Genomic DNA, 17,494 nt, shown 5'->3' with positions numbered 1-17,494 from the left:
AGTTTCTTCCCTACAGCAGAGGGATTCTTTAATGCAGAGAAGAGTGCGTATGTATATCAGTACAAAGATCACTTGGGCAATGTGAGACTCTCATATAGTGATGCAAATAAGAATAACGCTATAGAGTCTAATGAGATCATTGAGGAGACGAACTATTATCCTTTTGGGTTAGCCCATAAGGGCTATAATCAGAAGAATGATGGGCTGATGAAGGATTATAAGTATCAGTTTCAAGGACAAGAGATTCAAAAAGAGTTAGGGTTAAATATTTATTTTTTCAGGTTTAGGATGTCAGATCCTTCTATAGGAAGATTTTTAAACATAGATCCTTTATCACCTAAATATTCTCAGAACTCTCCTTATGCTTTTGCTGAAAATAATGTAACAAGTGGAATAGACTTAGAAGGTTTTGAATTATCTTTTAATTTACAAGGAGACAGAGTTACGGTTCAGTATGGTCCTCGAGTTACTGGAGGTGTTAATGGAAACTATACTTCTCAAGAGTTACTAAGTTTAATGGCTCAGAGACAGGTAGAGTATGATCGTATGTTTGGTAAAGTAATGGCAAACGACCCAAGGGCATTACCTAAATCTGAGATTAGATTACCAGCTAATAATCTAGATTACGTTAGATATAATGATCCTAGTTTTACTCAGGCTGATTGGGCAGGTCATGGTATGGAGTATGCTGCAAGTGGAATAGGTTTTACTTTAGCTTCTAAAGGGATTATGACAGGGGTAAAGGCATTAATGCCTAAAAAAGTGTAGGGTCTTACCTTCCTTTAGAACGAGGAAGAATAATAGAGCAAATGTTGGGGTAAATCCAGAAAAGGCTAATAATTTCCCTGTAATAGACAAAATAGAAAATGGTGTGGCTACTAGTATAAAGAGTATGGTTCTAACAGGGTATCAAGGAAAGAATGCTGTATATAATACATTGAAAGGATATATAGATAAGTTAGCTAGATTTACAAACGCAAGGCAGGGGACACTTAGTGTTAAAGAGGGAACAAGTTATACTAGTAAAACATTAGAACTTGCTGTTCAAACAGGAAAAGGAAGTACTGATCAATGGGGACAGATTAACCGTGCAATTAAATATGGATTAGATAATGACATTAATATAACAATTAGAGTTATAAGATAATGAAACAATTAGTTGATATAATTCTATTTAAAGATAAGAATAAATATATAGTATATCCTTTTTTGATAGTGAAGGATAGTTTTAATTTTACTATACCTCCATTTACCTCACTTGAAAATCCTAGTATTAGGGTACTTTTAGATACTGTTTTATATACATTGAGTTTTAGCAAGGAAGGAAAAAGACCTGAAGGAGATTTAAAAAAGATGGAACAAGAGTTTCTTGAAGGAATAGGAGTGAAGACAATGGCTAAATTATATAAAAACTCAATACTATTATCTGTATCAGCAAATGATACTGAGATTGTTTTTAGTGCTATGCATAATAAAGGAAGTAGACATGGTTTTATCGGATTAGAAAAAGATGAAAATATTATTATGTCTAAAGATTCTTCTAGAGAGGAGTTAGAGAAAGCACTTGAATTAGCGCTCAGTAGATGTATATGAGTTTTACTCCTTATTCTTATGTGGGTAATTAACTTTTAATAGCTGTAGATTCAGAAGGAAAAAAACAATTATATACAATCGATTAGAATTTAGTGGTTTGTTTAAAATTATTAAGGAGTTGAGAGAAGTTAGGCTCTGATATGGTTTTGACAGGAGCGATAGCTCTAAACTCAAAATCAGAGAAGTATCTACATAATAATAGATAGATAACTTTTCCTTTTTCATCATAATCTATTAATAGTTGCATTGGTCTATCATCAGCCTTAGGCTCATTAATTATTTTGTCCCATTCTTCGTTTTATACATTTTATTTTTAGATTTAATATCAATGTTATCAGAATGTTATGTTTTTAGTTAGGAGTGTTTTGATACCTTTGAATTGATTAATTTTAAGGTAACCAATACAACTACTATGAATGAGTTTTTACGTTATCGATTTTTGATAGATTCAGGAGTTGATGTGCTTTTTAAGCATGAGATAAATGGCTTAAGACAAACTTATAACTTTTCGGATGATTACTTTCGTTTTTTGTTGGTCAGTAGCCATACTGCTTTGATGAGAACTGTTGCTTCAGTGTCTTTCTTTACTTTTACTACTACAGATCATGTATTGTCTATTCAGGAGATGAATGAGGACTCTATCTTCTCATCATATATCTTTATTATAGGGCGATGGGATGAGCATACCTTGATAGGAGAGTTGTTAATAGGGGAGCATAAAGGGGCTATTGTACTATTAGATGAGAATCAGTACTGTGATATTGATAGTGTAGAAGAACTCTTAGAAGATACAGATTTAGATATAGAATATATCCTACAAGATGATATACAGACATTAACAGCATTATTATCAGAAGAGGTAGGTGTGATTAGTGTATTAGATTATTCTTTTGTAGAATTTTTTGAGAATAGGTTAGTAGGTCTGACAGAGTTGAGATGTTAGCGTTAGAAGTGTCTTTTAATTAAATAATTTGTTTTGTTTCATTTTACCAGAGGTAGTATAGCTAGTGGATGTTATACTACTTTTTTTGTTATTATATATTTGGCAAATGGGTATGTGCTATTTGTATAAATCTCAGCTGATTTTGTCTAATTGTGTTTTTTTCGTATTAATTACATGATTTTTGGAAATTAAAATGGGTAATATGGATAAAGAATACAAGTAGGTGTAGTATTTTTCCGTTTCAAGATAGGATATATCATTTTGAGTAAGGTAAGGTTCTAAATTTGGAAATATAGATTTACTTTTGTTATAGAATTTAATTAAGGAAGATGTCGACCAAGAAAGTAAAAGAGGAATCACTGTTTTTAAAACACTATCGATTAATGGTAGTGCCATTAGTTTTTTTACTTTACTTATTCTCTCATTTTTTACTTAATCCTTATGACGCAGATTGGTTCAGAATGGATGTAGAAGAGATGTGGGAGTCAGCCTTTGTTCTTTTTCTATATTGTATGGCCATTACAGAGGTGAGCCTTTGGTTGAGTAGAGCTTTGAACAAGTTTTTGCCTTGGGATAAACAGCCAGTGATGCGTGTAGTAGTACAGTTCTTCTTACTACTTATATTTATCTTTACAGTGTATTTTGCTATTAATTTTGTGTATGTTTATCTATCTCCTTACGAGTCTTTTGAGTTAATAGATTTAGAGGCAAAGATAGATTTATGGCAGTCATTAATCATTAGTTTAAATACAGGGATTTTTATCAGTGCTATTCACACAGGTTATTTTTTGATTAATAATTGGAAAAAGTCCATGGTGGATGCTGCAGAGCTTAAATTAAAAGCAGAACAACTAGAACGTATCGCGAGTCAGTCAGAGTTAGAATCACTAAAGATGCAACTAGACCCTCATTTTTTATTTAATAACTTTAGTACATTATCGGAGTTAGTAATAGAAGATCAGGATATCGCTGTGAAGTTTATAGATCACTTATCACTAGTATATCGTTATATGCTATCTAATGTGAGAAAGAACACCATCAGTCTGTCAGAAGAGTTGACTTTCGTAGAATCTTATTTCTACTTAATTAAAGAAAGAATGGGGGCGAAAGTACAGTTAAATATCAATGTGCAAGAGGAGGATAAGAAAAACTTCTATGTGGCACCCATCGCTATACAGTTATTAGTAGAGAATGCTGTGAAGCACAATAGTGCTTCTAAAGAGAGTCCACTAAGAATAGATATTTATGTAGAAGAGGATTATGTTGTGATTCGCAATAATATTCAAGAGTTAGTCGTAACCTTACCTTCTTCTAAAGTAGGGTTGATGAATATTAAAGAACGCTATCGTCTGCTAAGTAAACACAAGGTTCTTATTCAGAAAACGGATAAAGATTTTGTGGTAAGGTTGCCTTTGTTACTAAATAAGAATGATAAATAATTAGAAATAATAGCTTAAGAAAGAAAATATACATGATGAAAGTTTTGATCGTAGAGGATGAGGTAAGAAATGCTAATAAATTATCTCGTCTATTGCAGGTATTAGATTCTACAATAGAAATCGTAGCTGTAGTAGAAAGTGTAAAAGAATGTATAGAATGGTTACAGCATCATGAGGAACCGTCCTTGATCATGATGGATATTAGATTAGAAGACGGTTTGTGTTTTGAGATATTCGAGCAGATAGAGATAAAAGCACCTGTGATATTTACGACTTCTTATGATGAGTATGCTCTAAAAGCTTTTAAGGTGAATAGTATAGACTATATCATGAAGCCTGTAAGGGAAGAAGAGTTAGAGCAGGCATTGAATAAGTTTAAAGCACTTAGAAGTTCTCCTGTATTAAGTGATTCGATTAAAGATATATTAGGTAGCTTACACAAGAAAGAAGCTTTTTACCGCTCTCGTTTTTTGATTCCTTATAAGGATGGTTTTAAGACTGTGAAGGTGGATGAGATTGATTTTATTTATTCAGAATTAAAGATTACACATCTAGTTTTAAAGGATAAAACTACTGTAATCGTAAGTCAGACCTTAGAGGAGTTAGAAGAAGAGCTGTCACCTGAGATATTTTTTAGAGCGAATAGACAACATATCGTGAGTGTAGATAGTATAGAGCATGTACAGAACTACTATAACGGGAAATTAAAAATAGGCTTAGTAAAAGATCCTCAGAGAGAGGTAATCGTAAGCCGTGAGAAGGCACCATTACTTAAAAATTGGTTAAATTCATAAAGCTACATTAGTAGCTTTTTTTGTGTCTATGTGTAAGTATAAGAGATAGTTTATTCAGGTAAGTAAGCCCTTTTGACGCTTCAGGTTCGAATTTTTACGCTTCGAACTAATTCTAGAAGTAGGAGCGGTATAATTTTTGATTTTTGTTGTGTAAAAAGCGTTAGAAATGAATAAAATTTATAGAAGTACGAAAGTTTTGTTTTTAGGAGGCCTATTATTTGGTTTATCTGTATTTTTCGTTAGCTGTAATAAGCAATCAAGTGAAGGAGATGCAGGGCAGCCTTCATTAGAAGTTAGAACAAGTGTAGTAGAGAAGGGTGATGCTCTTGTATTAAAAAAATATACAGCATCGTTAGAAGGAAGGGTGAATGTAGAAGTACGTGCACAAGCTTCGGGTTATATTGATAAGATTCTTGTAGAAGAAGGAAGTTATGTAAAGAAGGGGCAGGCATTAATCTTAATAGACGCTCAACCGTATCAAATACAACTAAATAATGCAAATGCTAGTCTAAAAGCAGCTCAGGCAGCTCTCGTAAATGCTCAATTAGAAAAAGATAAAGTACAGTCTTTATTAGATAATTCTTTTGTATCTCCAATACAGTTAAAAACTGCACAAGCGGTGTTAGATAACGCTAAAGCAAACGTGGCTCAGGCAGAGGCGGCTGTGGCAGAAGCAAAGTTAAACTTAAGCTACTGTACGATTAAGGCTCCTGTAGATGGATTCTTAGGACGTATTACTAAGCGTGTAGGAAACTTAGTGACAGCTGGTGAAGTAGAGGAACTAACTACGATGTCTGATATCTCTCAGATGTTCGCTTATTTCTCATTGACAGAAGCAGACTACTTTAATCTAGTAAAAGAGAATGGTGGTTCAGAGAATGTACTGAAGATGCCTATAGAATTAGAATTAAGTAATGGAGATAAGTATCCTATAAGTGGTAAGGTAGATGTAATCAATGGAGAGTTCGATGCAGGTACTAATTCTATCAGTGTACGTGCAGTATTTGATAATCCAGATCGTTTATTGAGAAATGGAGGGACAGGTATTGTGAACCTTATGGCTACACATAAAGATGCTGTACAAGTACCTATAGCTGCTACTGCAGACTTACAAGATAAGATCTTTGCTTATGTAGTGAATAAAGACAATACAGTTGATCAAAGACAACTTAAAATTATCGGAAAGAACTTGCATACTTATTTTATCGCTGATGGTGTGAAAGAAGGAGAAACCCTTGTAACAACAGGAGTAGATAAACTGCAAGATGGTATGACTGTGACGGTATTATCTGCAGCAAAAAATGCAGGAGGTAATACAAGTACAGAAACTGCTAAAGCAAGCGAGTAAGTAGGCTCAAAGATTCTTTATTTAATTAAAACAAACAGATCAAATGCTTAAAAAGATAATACATAGACCTGTATTAGCTACAGTTATATCTCTTATCATTGTTATATTAGGGGCAGTAGGACTTACACAGTTACCTATGGCACAGTTCCCTGATATTGCACCTCCGAGTGTAACTGTAATGGCTTCTTATCCGGGAGGTAATGCTGAGACAGTATTGAAATCAGTAGTGACTCCTTTAGAAGAGGTAATTAACGGGGTAGAAAATATGACTCATATAGAGTCAACAGCTAGTAATGATGGTACAGCAGCTATCACAGTATTCTTTGATTTAGAAACTGATCCTGATCAGGCGGCAGTAAACGTACAGAACAGGGTAGCTCAGGTGACAGGTATCTTACCTGCTGAGGTATTACAAGCGGGGGTAATCACTCAGAAAGAACAGAGAGGTATGATCATGGTAGTAGACCTTATCAGTGAGGATGCTGCTCTATATGATGAAACCTTCGTACAGAATTATGCTCGTATCAACTTAGTACGTGAGTTAAAACGTATTAAAGGGGTAGGTAACGTACAGCTATTCGGTGAGAAGGATTATGCTATGCGTATATGGCTAGATCCACATAAACTGGCAAATAGAGGATTAACTCCTGCTGATGTAGAGCGTTCTATCCAAAGTCAGAGTATGGAAGTAGCTGCAGGTAACTTAGGTCAGAATGCAGGAGGAGCAGTACAATATACATTGACATACCCAGGTAAATATAATACTCCTGAACAATTCGAGAATATTGTAGTACAGGCAGATAAAAGTGGTAATGTACTTTATTTAAAAGATATCGCACGCATCGAGTTTGGTGCAGTAGCGTATGATGAGGAGAATAAAATCAATGGACAAGAAGCTGTAACAATGGCTGTGTTCCAGACAAAAGGATCTAATGCAAATGAGATTCAAACTCAAGTGTACAAGGTATTAGAAGAATTAACTCCTCAGTTGCCAAAAGGGCTAAAATACAATGTAACGTTCGCTAATAAAACACAGTTAGATGAATCTATAAATCAGGTAAAAACAACATTAATAGAGGCATTCTTATTAGTATTCCTGATTGTATATATCTTCTTACAAGATTTTAGATCAACTATTATTCCAGCGATAGCAGTACCAGTATCATTAATCGGTACCTTCTTCTTCTTGAATATGTTAGGGTTCTCGATTAATATGTTGACGTTGTTTGCATTAGTACTAGCTATTGGTATTGTAGTGGATGATGCCATTGTAGTAGTAGAGGCAGTACACAGTACGATGGAACTCGAGGGCTTAGATGCAAAAGAGGCAACTACTAAGGCCATGAGTGAAATCTCAGGAGCGATTATCTCGATTACTTTAGTAATGTCAGCAGTATTCTTACCTGTAGGGTTTATGGAAGGACCAGTGGGAGTATTTTATAAGCAGTTTGCATATACACTTGCGATAGCGATTATGATTTCTGCTGTAAATGCCTTGACATTGAGTCCTGCCTTATGTGCCTTGTTATTAAAGAATCATCACCATGATTTAGAACATACGGGAGAGGTAAAGAAAGATGGGTTTAAGAGAAGGTTCTTTAGATCGTTTAATGCAGGATTTACAGCATTAACGAATAGATATATAAAAGGAGTACATTTCTTAATCAAAAGAAAAGTATTGAGTTTCTGTATTCTAGTAGGTTCTATAGTAGGAATGGTATTCTTAATGAATACAACTCCTAAAGGGTTTATTCCTAATGAAGATCAGGGATTTGCGATGTTTGCTCTATCATTACCTCCAGGGTCATCTATTGATAGAACAGCACAGGTATTAAAAGAAGGGGATGAAATCATGAGAAAGAACCCTGCTATTAAGTCTGTAACCACTATTTCAGGATTCAACATTTTAGGTAATGCAGCCAGTCCAGCTTATGGTATGGGATTCATTTCTTTTAAAGCTTTAGAAGAAAGAGGAGAGGTAACTGACATCAATGAGTTGATTGCACAGTTAAATCAAGAATTATCATCATTAAAAGAAGGTGATTTCTATGTGTTTGCTAACCCAACAGTTCCAGGATTTGGAGATTTTGATGGATTAGAGATGGTAGTTCAGGATAGACGTGGTGGAGATATTACAGAGTTTGCAAATGTTGTAAATCAGTTTAATCAAGATCTAAGTGAGACTGATGAAGTGCTAAGTGCCTTCACAATGTTTAAAGCAAACTTCCCAATGTATAAAATCGTAGTAGATCCTGTGAAGGCAAAGATGCACGGAGTGGAAGTAAGTGATATGATGAGTGCAGTACAGTTGTTCTACGGATCAGCACAAGTAAATGACTTTAACCGTTTTGGTAAACAGTTTAAGGTATTTGTACAGGGAGACGCTCAATTTAGAGCAGATGAAGAATCTTTTAAAACTATCTATGTGACAGCTGGTTCGGGAGAGATGATTCCGATTAGTTCTTTAGCACACTTAGAAAAAGTGTATGGACCACAAGCTATCAGTCGTCATAACTTATTTAACTCTATCGCTGTAAATGGTATTATCAACCCTGGTACAAGTACAGGGGATGCAATGGCGGCAGTAGAGAAAGTAGCGGCAGAGAAGTTACCTTCAGGATATAGTATTGAATGGTTAGGACTGAGTAAAGAAGAGAAGAAATCTGGAGGACAGATGGTGTTTATATTTGGATTATCTATCTTGTTTATCTACTTTATTCTTTCAGCTCAGTATGAGAGTTATATCTTACCATTAGTAGTGTTGTTATCACTACCAGTTGGTATTATGGGAGTATTCTTAGCCATAGGTTCTGTAGGTATTGCTAATAATATTTATGTGCAAGTAGGGCTCATTATGCTGGTCGGACTGCTCGCGAAGAATGCAATTTTGATTGTAGAGTTTGCTGTTCAGAAAAGACAAGGAGGGATGAGTATTGTAGACTCAGCATTAGAAGCTTCTCGTTTACGACTTCGTCCTATCTTGATGACATCATTTGCTTTCGTAGCAGGTCTAATTCCTTTGATGTTCGTTCAAGGTTCGTCAGCACAAGGTAACCACTCTATTAGTATTGGTACAGCAGGAGGGATGGTATTAGGAGTTATTCTAGGAGTATTCGTTATTCCTTTCCTTTATGTTGCATTCCAGTACTTACAAGAGAAAATTAGTGGTAAGCAACCAGACGTTTCTGAAGTTGTAGAAAACTAAGAGATTAATGGTAGTTCAAAACAAGAAAACAATGAGAAAAATAGTATATATAGCGATTGGTTCGACATTATTAACTGCTTGTAAAGTAGGTAAGAATTATGAAAGACCAACTGTAGACACACCAGAGCAGTTTTATCAAGAGACTGCTTCTGATACTACAGCTAATAATCTAGCGAAGTTGAGTTATTCGGAATTCTTTAAGAACACTGAATTAACGAGTTTGATTGAATCTGCATTAGAGCGCAATGCTGATTTACAAGTTGCTGTTAAAAATATCGAACAAACAAGATTGTTATTCACTCAGTCAAAAATGGCACTATTACCACAGTTGACTATGAACGTAGCAGGTAGTAGAACAGAGTCTTCTAAGAATAGCCAATTGGCGGCTAGTGGGGCAGGACGTGTTAATGATGATTTTACAGCAAGCCTTGATTTATCATGGGAGTTAGATATATGGGGGAAGCTTAGAAGGGAGAAGGAAGCTGCATTAGCAACTATGATGCAGACGGAAGAGGTAAAGAGAGCTATCCAAAATAGATTAGTAGCTGAGGTAGCTACTAGTTATATCAACTTACTAATGTTAGACGAACAGCTCGAAATAGCGATAGAAGGTATTGCACTTCGTGAGAGTACATACTTATTAACTAAAAAGATGTTCGAGGTAGGTAACGAGACTATTGTAGCGATGCAACAAGCAGAGGCACAGTGGTTAGAGTCAAAAGAATTATTACCTCAGATAGAGCAAGAAATTGCCTTACAAGAAAGTGGATTGAATTTGCTTTTAAATAATTATCCGCAGGCTATATCTCGCTCTGTTACGATTAGTGATTTAAATTTTTCAACAGATTTAAATACAGGAGTACCTGCGGATTTTTTAAGTACTCGTCCAGATGTACAAGTAGCAGAATATGCTTTAAAAGTAGCTAATGCAAAAGTAGGAGCAGCTCAAGGGCAGATGTATCCTAATTTAATAATATCTGCTCAAGGAGGATTAAATGCATTTGAAAGTTCACAGTGGTTTAAGACACCAGCCTCTTTATTTGGTATGTTTGGTGGTGGTTTAATACAGCCTATATTTAATCAGAAGAAGTTAAGAACAGCTTATGAAATCGCTGTTGTAGAACGAGAAAAAGCAGGTATAGAATTTAAAAATAAAGTTATAGTTGGTTTTACGGATGTACATAATGCATTGGTAAAAATCGATAAACTATCTCAAAAAGAAGAGATGATGCAAAAGCGAGTGAACATTCTAAACACTTCTTTAGCTAACATCAAATTTATGTTTGAGATGGATAAGGCATCTTACTTAGAGGTTATTAATGCGCAGAGTTTAGCATTGCAGAGTAGTTTGAGTTTTGCAGAGTTAAAAAGAGATCATTTAGCGTCGCTAGTTGATTTATATAGAGCTTTGGGAGGACATTAGTATACTCTAGTAGATTTTTGATTGAGGATGAAACCAATATTGTTTACAATATTGGTTTTTTTTATTGTAATTTAGATGTTTGGATTGTTTTTTTTCAGTCCTTTGCATCAGTTAGTTATCTTTGTAAGGATAAGAGTGGGTTATGAATAAAAAAAATGTAAAACTTCAGCAGATTATAATGACACTTCTAAGTATTGTATTCTTAGTAGGGGTAGGTTATTATGGAAATAAGGATAAAGGTGAAGAAAAGGAGTTGACTGAATCTAAAACGATTGTAGCCACTGAAGAAGTAGTCCAAACTGACAATGAAGTAGCCTTAGAAGAGGAAGAGGAGAAAACAGAAGAGGTAAAAGAGGTAGTAGCTCCTACAGTCTTAGTGTTGAATAGTAAATACCATACTTATACAAAAGAGTATGCAGCTAAGGTCAAGATGAAGTATAGTACACCTGTCAAGGAGTCTATAGAAGGGAAAGTAGTGTCGCTTTTTATAAAAGAAGGACAGGCTATCTCAGAAGGCCAAGTGATCTATGAAGTAGAGGTAGGTAGTCTACAGGTCTCTAAGAAAGAGAAGGATAAAGAACAGAGTGAGTACAAAGGGCTCAAGAAAGATCTAGAACGTGCAGAGAATAGATTACAAAAGTTAGCAAGAAGAGACAGCGTCGCTTTTGTTAAACAACGCGAGGTTGTGGAAGAGTTGCGTAAGAATGTAGTTGAGCTAAGTGATAAAATAAATGCATCAGATACCAAGTATAGTAGATATGCTGTTAAGTCTGAATATAGTGGTGTAGTAAAGAATATCACTGTAAAAGTAGGCGATATATTGACAGCGAATGATAAGCATAGTTTATATACTATAGTGGGCTATGATGTGTTTTTTGAAATACCTACTAGTGATATGGTACAATGGAAACAAGGTATGACAGGACAGAATACCCTTGTAAGCTCATTTGAAACTAAGGAAGGGCAACGCATTCCTATCAAAGTAAATCTTAAGAATGATACAAATATTTTCTTTTTAGATAAATCACCTCAAGTGATAGAAGGTTTAAAACTAAATGGAGAAGGGATTGCAGAGAATAGAGTGGTGATTTCGTTAGTGTATAAAGATGTTATAGAGATACCTTATTCTGCTATAAGTTTAACTAGTGAAGGTAAACAGTTCATAACGATTAAGGGTGAGAATGGTGTGGAAAGTAAGAAGGAAATAGTTCCTATCAGAAAATATACTTCGTATGCTTTAGTTAATGATCCTGCCCTAGAAGGTGTGTCTATTGAGAATAAAAGTAATTAATTAGATAAGTTTTTTTATGTATAAACAAGCCCTTATAGATATCCTATAAGGGCTTGTTGTTTTCAGTAAATTAACGTTGGAATAGATAATTAATAAATCGTTAATGTTGGTTTGATTGGTAATTTTAGTAATTGTGTGTGGATTTGTTGAATTAAAGTATGTTTATTTAGATATATGGTTTTTTATTGATTCTATTTTCGTTTATTTTATATCTATTTTAAAATATAGTAATTTGTTTATTAATAATATTAACTAAACATTGACTTGATAGGTTGATACTAAGTTTGCTAGCAAAACTATTCAATGTTATTATTATGAAATTAAAGTACTTATTTTTCTTATTTGCAATTTGTTTTGCAATACCAATACAAGGACAAAATAATAGTGTTAAAAAAGGAATTGTGTCAGGAAGAGTAATAGACTCTGGTGATAAGAGTTCATTACCAGGTGCAGCTGTTTTATTAGATAATGGCAAGCAATATACGGTAAGTAACAATAATGGGTATTATGAATTTTTAAATATTCCAGAAGGGAAATATGTCTTATCAGTAAGTTATATTGGCTATACTTCAGTAGAACAAGAAGTAGAAGTGAGTTCAGGACATAATAAAGTTATTAATTTAAGTCTTTCAACAGATGTAGAAACCTTAGAAGGTATTGTAGTAATAGGAGAACGTTTAAAAGGACAAGCTAAAGCATTAAATCAACAGATGAATAATGCTAATGTTACTAATGTTATTTCAGCAGACCAAGTAGGGCGTTTCCCTGATTCTAATATTGGTGATGCTCTAAAACGTGTACCAGGAATCACAATGCAAAATGATCAAGGAGAAGCTCGTAATATAGTTATCCGTGGTTTAGCTCCTAGTTTAAATTCTGTTACATTAAATGGGGACCGAATTCCTTCAGCAGAAGGAGATAATAGAAATGTTCAGATGGATTTAATTCCTGCGGATATGATATCTTCTATAGAAGTAAACAAAACCTTAACACCTGATATGGATGCTGATGCCATAGGAGGATCTGTTGATTTGATTACTCGTGCTTCACCTTATGGAGAGCGTATTTCGGCAACTCTAGCAGGTGGACTTAACCCTATAAGAGACAAAGGAAATTATATAGGAAGTTTTGTGTATGGTAATCGTTTTTTAGATTCTAAATTCGGAATGATCTTAAGTGGTTCTTATAATAGTAATAATTTTGGATCAGATAATGTGGAGGGAGTATGGAGTAAGGATAAGTATGACAATATTTATATGAGCGAATATGACATTCGTAAGTACGATGTACAACGTGTTCGTCGTAGTTTCTCAGGTGCTTTTGATTATAAGATTAATGATAATCATACTATCTATGCTAGTGCAATGTATAACTGGAGAGATGACAGAGAGAATCGTTATCGTGTGCGTTACAGAGGTATTAAGCCAGAGTATGATCAAGACAACAATATCACTGGGTTTACAGGCGATATAAGAAGAGAAACAAAGGGAGGACTTGATAATAATAGAAATAAAAACACTCGTTTAGAAGATCAAAGAATCCAGAATTATGCATTAAGTGGAACGCATTTATGGTCTAGTAATTTAGATATGGATTGGTCTGTTAACTATTCACGTGCATCAGAAGATCGTCCAGGAGAACGTTATATAGATTTTCAAAATAAGAAAGTTGCAATGCAAGAAGATTTAACTAATGGAAAATATCCACTAGTAACTGCATTAGGAGATCGACCAGATAATTTTTCATTGAGAAAGTTATCAGAAAATGATAATTTCACAAAGGATAGTGAGTTTGGTGCTAAATTGAATTTTCGAGTTCCTTTTTCTGTTATTGAAGATCAAAAAGGACGTCTAAGATTCGGAGGTCGTCTTCGACTAAAAGATAAAAAGAGAGAGAATATGTTCTATGAGTTCTCTCCAATAGGAACGAATACCATTGGCAATTTAGCTACTGTACCTGGTAGTTATTATGATGGATCTGGTTTTCAACCAGGTAGTAAATATGTTCCAGGACATTTTGCTTCAAATCAATATTTAGGAGGATTAGATTTATACAATTCTAATTTATTTAAGAAGGAGGCAGTGCCAGGAGAATATTTAGCTTTAAACTATAAAGCTAAAGAAAATATATATGCAGGATATATTCGTTGGGATCAAGACTTCAATGAGAAATTATCTATGATATTGGGAGCTCGAATTGAACATACAAGTATAGATTATACAGGTAATCATATTGTAGATGAAAGCGACTTAATAGGAGAGGTTAGTAATACAAATAATTATACTAATGTATTGCCTAGTGTTACTTTTAAATATCAGACAGATTCAGATTGGATTTATAGAGCAGCCTTTACGACTGCTTTAGCTAGACCTGACTATTATGCCTTAGCTCCATATATTAATGTGGTATCTCAAGATAATATGGTATCTGCAGGTAACCCAGACTTAAAGGCAACTTATGCTTATAACTTTGATTTAATGGCAGAAAAATATTTTCAATCTGTAGGAATGTTTTCTGCTGGTGTTTTTTATAAGAACTTAAAAGATTTTATCTATAACTATAGATCTGATTCTTTTACACATGAGAACTTTAACGAGTTGTTTCCCGGACAAGTTAATCCTATTCAATCAGAGGACAAATGGAAGTTTATGCAACAAAGAAATGGAGACCAAGTAAACTTGTTTGGAGTAGAGGTGGCTTTTCAAAGACAATTTGATTTTATACCTGGTAAATTTTGGAAAGGTCTAGGAGTCTATGTGAATTATACTTATACATATACAGAAGCTAAGGGAATAGCTAATGAAGATGGAGAGATAAGAAAAAACATGGAGTTACCTGGTGCAGCGCCGCATATGTTTAATGGTTCGTTGTCTTGGGAGAATGATCGTTTCTCAGCCCGTGTATCATTAAATTACTCTTCAGATTATTTAGATGCATTAGGAGGAAATAGTTTTGAAGATAGTTATTATGATAAACAATTATTCTTGGATGCAAATGCTTCGTATAAAATAACTTCATATTTACGTGTGTTTGCTGAAGCAAATAACTTGACTAATCAACCCCTAAGATATTATCAAGGAGTGAGTCATAGAGTAAAACAAATGGAGTATTACCAACCTAAATTTACTTTAGGACTTAAGTTTGATTTCTAATAAATAAATATCTATAGAAATTAGGGCGAAGAATATTCGCCCTAGTTTTATTATACAATCTATCATGAAAAAAATAATATATAGTTTATTATTAGCAGTTTGTACTGCTACAATACAAGCACAGACTCCTTTTGAATATGAAAAAAGTACGGGGTATACAGGAAGTAATATTCCTAGTTTAACTCACAAAGAGAATAGTTTTAACTTTATTGTCATAGGAGATTTTGGGCGTGTAGGGGATTATTACCAGAAAGATGTAGCTAGAGAAATGGGAAATGCAATGGTAGTATTAGATGGTGAATTTGTAGTATCAGTAGGTGATAATTTTTACCCAAATGGAGTCGCTAGTACAAGCGATTATCATTGGGTATCTTCGTTTGAGAGTATATATACTAATCCGTCTTTATATGCTGATTGGTATGTAGCATTGGGAAATCATGATTATTTAGGTAATGTTCAAGCACAAATAGATTATACTAATATTAGTAGACGTTGGAATATGCCAGACCGTTATTACAGTAAAGAGTTTAAATTAGATAATGGTGAGAAGGTATTGTTAGTAGTAATGGATACAAATCCATTTATAGAAAGTTATCACAAGAGAAGTAAATACGGTGATTTACGACAACAAGACACCGAACAACAAATGAAATGGCTTGAAGAAACTTTAGGTAAAGAAGATGATACTATAAAATGGAAGATTGTAGTAGGACATCATCCAATGTACAGTGGAGGAAAGCGTAAAGAAAATAAAGATACACAAGGTTTTGCTTTAAAGTTTGCGGATTTTTTTGATAGACATAAAGTAGATGCTTATATATGTGGACATGAACATGACCTGCAAATTATCAAGCCTAAACATCGTTATACCACACAATTTCTTTCTGGTGCAGCGAGTGAAGTTCGAGCTTCTGGAGATATGGAGCATACCATTTTTGCCGCTGCAGAACCAGGATTTATGACTTTCACTATTTTAGATAATGAATTAATAGTTCAGGTAGTTCAAGCAGGTAAGAAAGAAGCAAAGGTTTTATTTACACATCAAATAAAAAAGTAGAAATAATGAAATATAGATTTTTATACTCTTTAGCGGTCTTAGGATTATTGAGTAGTTGTAAAGATAAGTTAGCTCCTATAGCCCCAGATGCTATTCAGCCAACAATTGTTACAGAGCAAACAGTTTTTGATACAGATGATCCTGCTATTTGGATTAATCCAATAGATCAATCTAAAAGCTTAATTATAGGAACAGATAAAGAAGATGGAGGAGGAATATATGCATATGACTTACAAGGTAAAATCGTACATAAGTTTATTGATATGGCACGTCCAAATAATGTTGATATTGCTTATGGTTTTTTGTATAAAGATATGGTGATTGATATTGCTGTTGTTACAGAGAGAAATGCAAATGCAATAAGAGTTTTTAAATTACCAGAGTTAACGCCAATTGATCAAGGTGGTTTAAAAGTTTTTGAAGGAGAAGAAGAGGATGGGTATAGTGAACCAATGGGAATCGCTTTATATGAGAAGAAAGAGGATGATAATAAGCAAATCTATGCTATTGTAGGACGTAAAAGTGGCCCTTCTAATGAGTATTTATGGCAATATGCTCTGCAAGCGAATAAGGAAGGTCAGATAAATTTGGTGTTAAAAAGAAAGTTTGGTGTTTATAGTGGAAAAAAAGAAATAGAAGCTATTGCAGTAGACCAGGAGCTAGGTTACGTCTATTACTCTGATGAAACAGCAGGATTGCGCAAATACTATGCTGATCCAGAAAAAGGAAATGAAGAGTTGGCTTTCTTTGTTAAAGGTGATGCTAAGAGAGATCATGAAGGAATAGCTATTTATAAAAAAGATGCTAATTCGGGGTATATTATTGTTTCAGATCAACAAGATAATTCAATTTTAATTTATCCTAGGGAAGGTGAACAGGGAAACCCTCATGAACACAGATTAATTGCTAAGATACCTGTTTCTGCAATTGAATGTGATGGCTTAGAGGTAACTTCTTTAGGGGTGAGTAATATTTTTAATCAAGGTATGCTGGTAATGATGAGTAACGGTAAAGTATTTCATTATTATGATTGGAAAGATATTCAAGAGAGAATAAATAAAGTAAGTAAAAAAGAAACTAATTAAGTATAAAATTGAAAAACTCGTTTTAGTAAGGGATTTTCAATGCTGCTTTGAATACAACAAAAACGTCAGCTTATTTATGTTAGGCTGACGTTTTTTTATTCAGTTAAATTGGATCAACGTTAAAAGTTGGGGAGGAAAGTGTAAAATAATATCTTTGTGCTATG

Annotated in this window: 13 protein-coding genes and 1 pseudogene; 13 read left to right on the top strand and 1 reads right to left on the bottom strand. The window is 34.0% G+C overall.

Annotation, left to right across the window (positions count from 1 at the left end):
- Positions 1 to 81: 81 nt before the first annotated feature.
- From AABL87_RS10650 to AABL87_RS10640, 3 genes and pseudogenes are all read left to right on the top strand, one after another.
- On the top strand, positions 82 to 768 hold the full coding sequence (locus AABL87_RS10650) for an RHS repeat domain-containing protein (protein WP_341277327.1): 687 nt from the start codon (positions 82 to 84) through the stop codon (positions 766 to 768).
- Positions 769 to 847: 79 nt separating this feature from the next.
- A pseudogene (locus tag AABL87_RS10645) lies at positions 848 to 1,147 on the top strand (endonuclease toxin domain-containing protein); the annotation flags it as partial.
- Positions 1,147 to 1,593 carry a contact-dependent growth inhibition system immunity protein gene (locus AABL87_RS10640; protein ID WP_341277326.1) on the top strand — a complete coding sequence of 149 codons (447 nt, stop codon included), beginning with the start codon at positions 1,147 to 1,149 and terminating at the stop codon, positions 1,591 to 1,593. The pseudogene AABL87_RS10645 and the gene AABL87_RS10640, both read left to right, overlap by 1 nt.
- Before the next feature lie 82 nt (positions 1,594 to 1,675).
- On the opposite strand, the gene AABL87_RS10635 is transcribed toward AABL87_RS10640, so the two are convergent.
- Entirely contained in the window at positions 1,676 to 1,840 is a 165-nt protein-coding gene (locus tag AABL87_RS10635; protein WP_341277325.1) for a hypothetical protein, read from the bottom strand.
- A gap of 165 nt (positions 1,841 to 2,005) precedes the next feature.
- Between AABL87_RS10635 and AABL87_RS10630 the strand changes: the two genes are divergently transcribed.
- From AABL87_RS10630 to AABL87_RS10585, 10 genes are all read left to right on the top strand, one after another.
- Complete coding sequence (locus AABL87_RS10630; RefSeq protein ID WP_341277324.1) at positions 2,006 to 2,536, top strand: hypothetical protein; 531 nt, start codon at positions 2,006 to 2,008, stop codon at positions 2,534 to 2,536.
- Between the two features lie 329 nt (positions 2,537 to 2,865).
- Positions 2,866 to 3,975, top strand: coding sequence for a sensor histidine kinase (locus AABL87_RS10625; RefSeq protein WP_016649626.1), 1,110 nt, complete (start codon positions 2,866 to 2,868; stop codon positions 3,973 to 3,975).
- A gap of 32 nt (positions 3,976 to 4,007) precedes the next feature.
- Positions 4,008 to 4,769 (top strand): LytR/AlgR family response regulator transcription factor, encoded by a 762-nt coding sequence (locus AABL87_RS10620; RefSeq protein ID WP_006263232.1) that lies wholly within the window; start codon positions 4,008 to 4,010, stop codon positions 4,767 to 4,769.
- 166 nt (positions 4,770 to 4,935) lie between these two features.
- Positions 4,936 to 6,117 (top strand): efflux RND transporter periplasmic adaptor subunit, encoded by a 1,182-nt coding sequence (locus tag AABL87_RS10615; protein ID WP_006259359.1) that lies wholly within the window; start codon positions 4,936 to 4,938, stop codon positions 6,115 to 6,117.
- Between the two features lie 43 nt (positions 6,118 to 6,160).
- On the top strand, positions 6,161 to 9,322 hold the full coding sequence (locus AABL87_RS10610) for an efflux RND transporter permease subunit (RefSeq protein WP_006259358.1): 3,162 nt from the start codon (positions 6,161 to 6,163) through the stop codon (positions 9,320 to 9,322).
- A gap of 7 nt (positions 9,323 to 9,329) precedes the next feature.
- Entirely contained in the window at positions 9,330 to 10,745 is a 1,416-nt protein-coding gene (locus AABL87_RS10605; protein WP_317197542.1) for an efflux transporter outer membrane subunit, read from the top strand.
- A gap of 142 nt (positions 10,746 to 10,887) precedes the next feature.
- Complete coding sequence (locus AABL87_RS10600) at positions 10,888 to 12,036, top strand: biotin/lipoyl-binding protein (RefSeq protein WP_341277323.1); 1,149 nt, start codon at positions 10,888 to 10,890, stop codon at positions 12,034 to 12,036.
- A 314-nt stretch (positions 12,037 to 12,350) separates the two neighbouring features.
- Entirely contained in the window at positions 12,351 to 15,188 is a 2,838-nt protein-coding gene (locus AABL87_RS10595; RefSeq protein ID WP_036471185.1) for a TonB-dependent receptor, read from the top strand.
- A gap of 64 nt (positions 15,189 to 15,252) precedes the next feature.
- Positions 15,253 to 16,245 (top strand): metallophosphoesterase, encoded by a 993-nt coding sequence (locus AABL87_RS10590; protein ID WP_341277322.1) that lies wholly within the window; start codon positions 15,253 to 15,255, stop codon positions 16,243 to 16,245.
- A gap of 5 nt (positions 16,246 to 16,250) precedes the next feature.
- Positions 16,251 to 17,330, top strand: coding sequence for a phytase (locus tag AABL87_RS10585; protein WP_341277321.1), 1,080 nt, complete (start codon positions 16,251 to 16,253; stop codon positions 17,328 to 17,330).
- Positions 17,331 to 17,494: the final 164 nt, after the last annotated feature.

It is taken from the genome of Myroides sp. C4067 (assembly GCF_038039665.1).
GTDB lineage: Bacteria > Bacteroidota > Bacteroidia > Flavobacteriales > Flavobacteriaceae > Flavobacterium > Flavobacterium odoratimimum.
The sequence above is the reverse complement of the archived record's forward strand: the minus strand, read 5'-3'. Positions and strand labels throughout refer to the sequence as shown.

Excerpts from the sequence above, each read along its gene's own strand:
- AABL87_RS10605 (WP_317197542.1), top strand. The coding sequence starts at position 9,330 with ATGGTAGTTCAAAACAAGAAAACAATGAGAAAAATAGTATATATAGCG.
- AABL87_RS10610 (WP_006259358.1), top strand. The coding sequence starts at position 6,161 with ATGCTTAAAAAGATAATACATAGACCTGTATTAGCTACAGTTATATCT.
- AABL87_RS10615 (WP_006259359.1), top strand. The coding sequence starts at position 4,936 with ATGAATAAAATTTATAGAAGTACGAAAGTTTTGTTTTTAGGAGGCCTA.
- AABL87_RS10595 (WP_036471185.1), top strand. The coding sequence starts at position 12,351 with ATGAAATTAAAGTACTTATTTTTCTTATTTGCAATTTGTTTTGCAATA.
- AABL87_RS10620 (WP_006263232.1), top strand. The coding sequence starts at position 4,008 with ATGATGAAAGTTTTGATCGTAGAGGATGAGGTAAGAAATGCTAATAAA.
- AABL87_RS10640 (WP_341277326.1), top strand. The coding sequence starts at position 1,147 with ATGAAACAATTAGTTGATATAATTCTATTTAAAGATAAGAATAAATAT.
- AABL87_RS10625 (WP_016649626.1), top strand. The coding sequence starts at position 2,866 with ATGTCGACCAAGAAAGTAAAAGAGGAATCACTGTTTTTAAAACACTAT.
- AABL87_RS10600 (WP_341277323.1), top strand. The coding sequence starts at position 10,888 with ATGAATAAAAAAAATGTAAAACTTCAGCAGATTATAATGACACTTCTA.
- AABL87_RS10630 (WP_341277324.1), top strand. The coding sequence starts at position 2,006 with ATGAATGAGTTTTTACGTTATCGATTTTTGATAGATTCAGGAGTTGAT.
- AABL87_RS10635 (WP_341277325.1), bottom strand. The coding sequence starts at position 1,840 with ATGCAACTATTAATAGATTATGATGAAAAAGGAAAAGTTATCTATCTA.
- AABL87_RS10585 (WP_341277321.1), top strand. The coding sequence starts at position 16,251 with ATGAAATATAGATTTTTATACTCTTTAGCGGTCTTAGGATTATTGAGT.
- AABL87_RS10590 (WP_341277322.1), top strand. The coding sequence starts at position 15,253 with ATGAAAAAAATAATATATAGTTTATTATTAGCAGTTTGTACTGCTACA.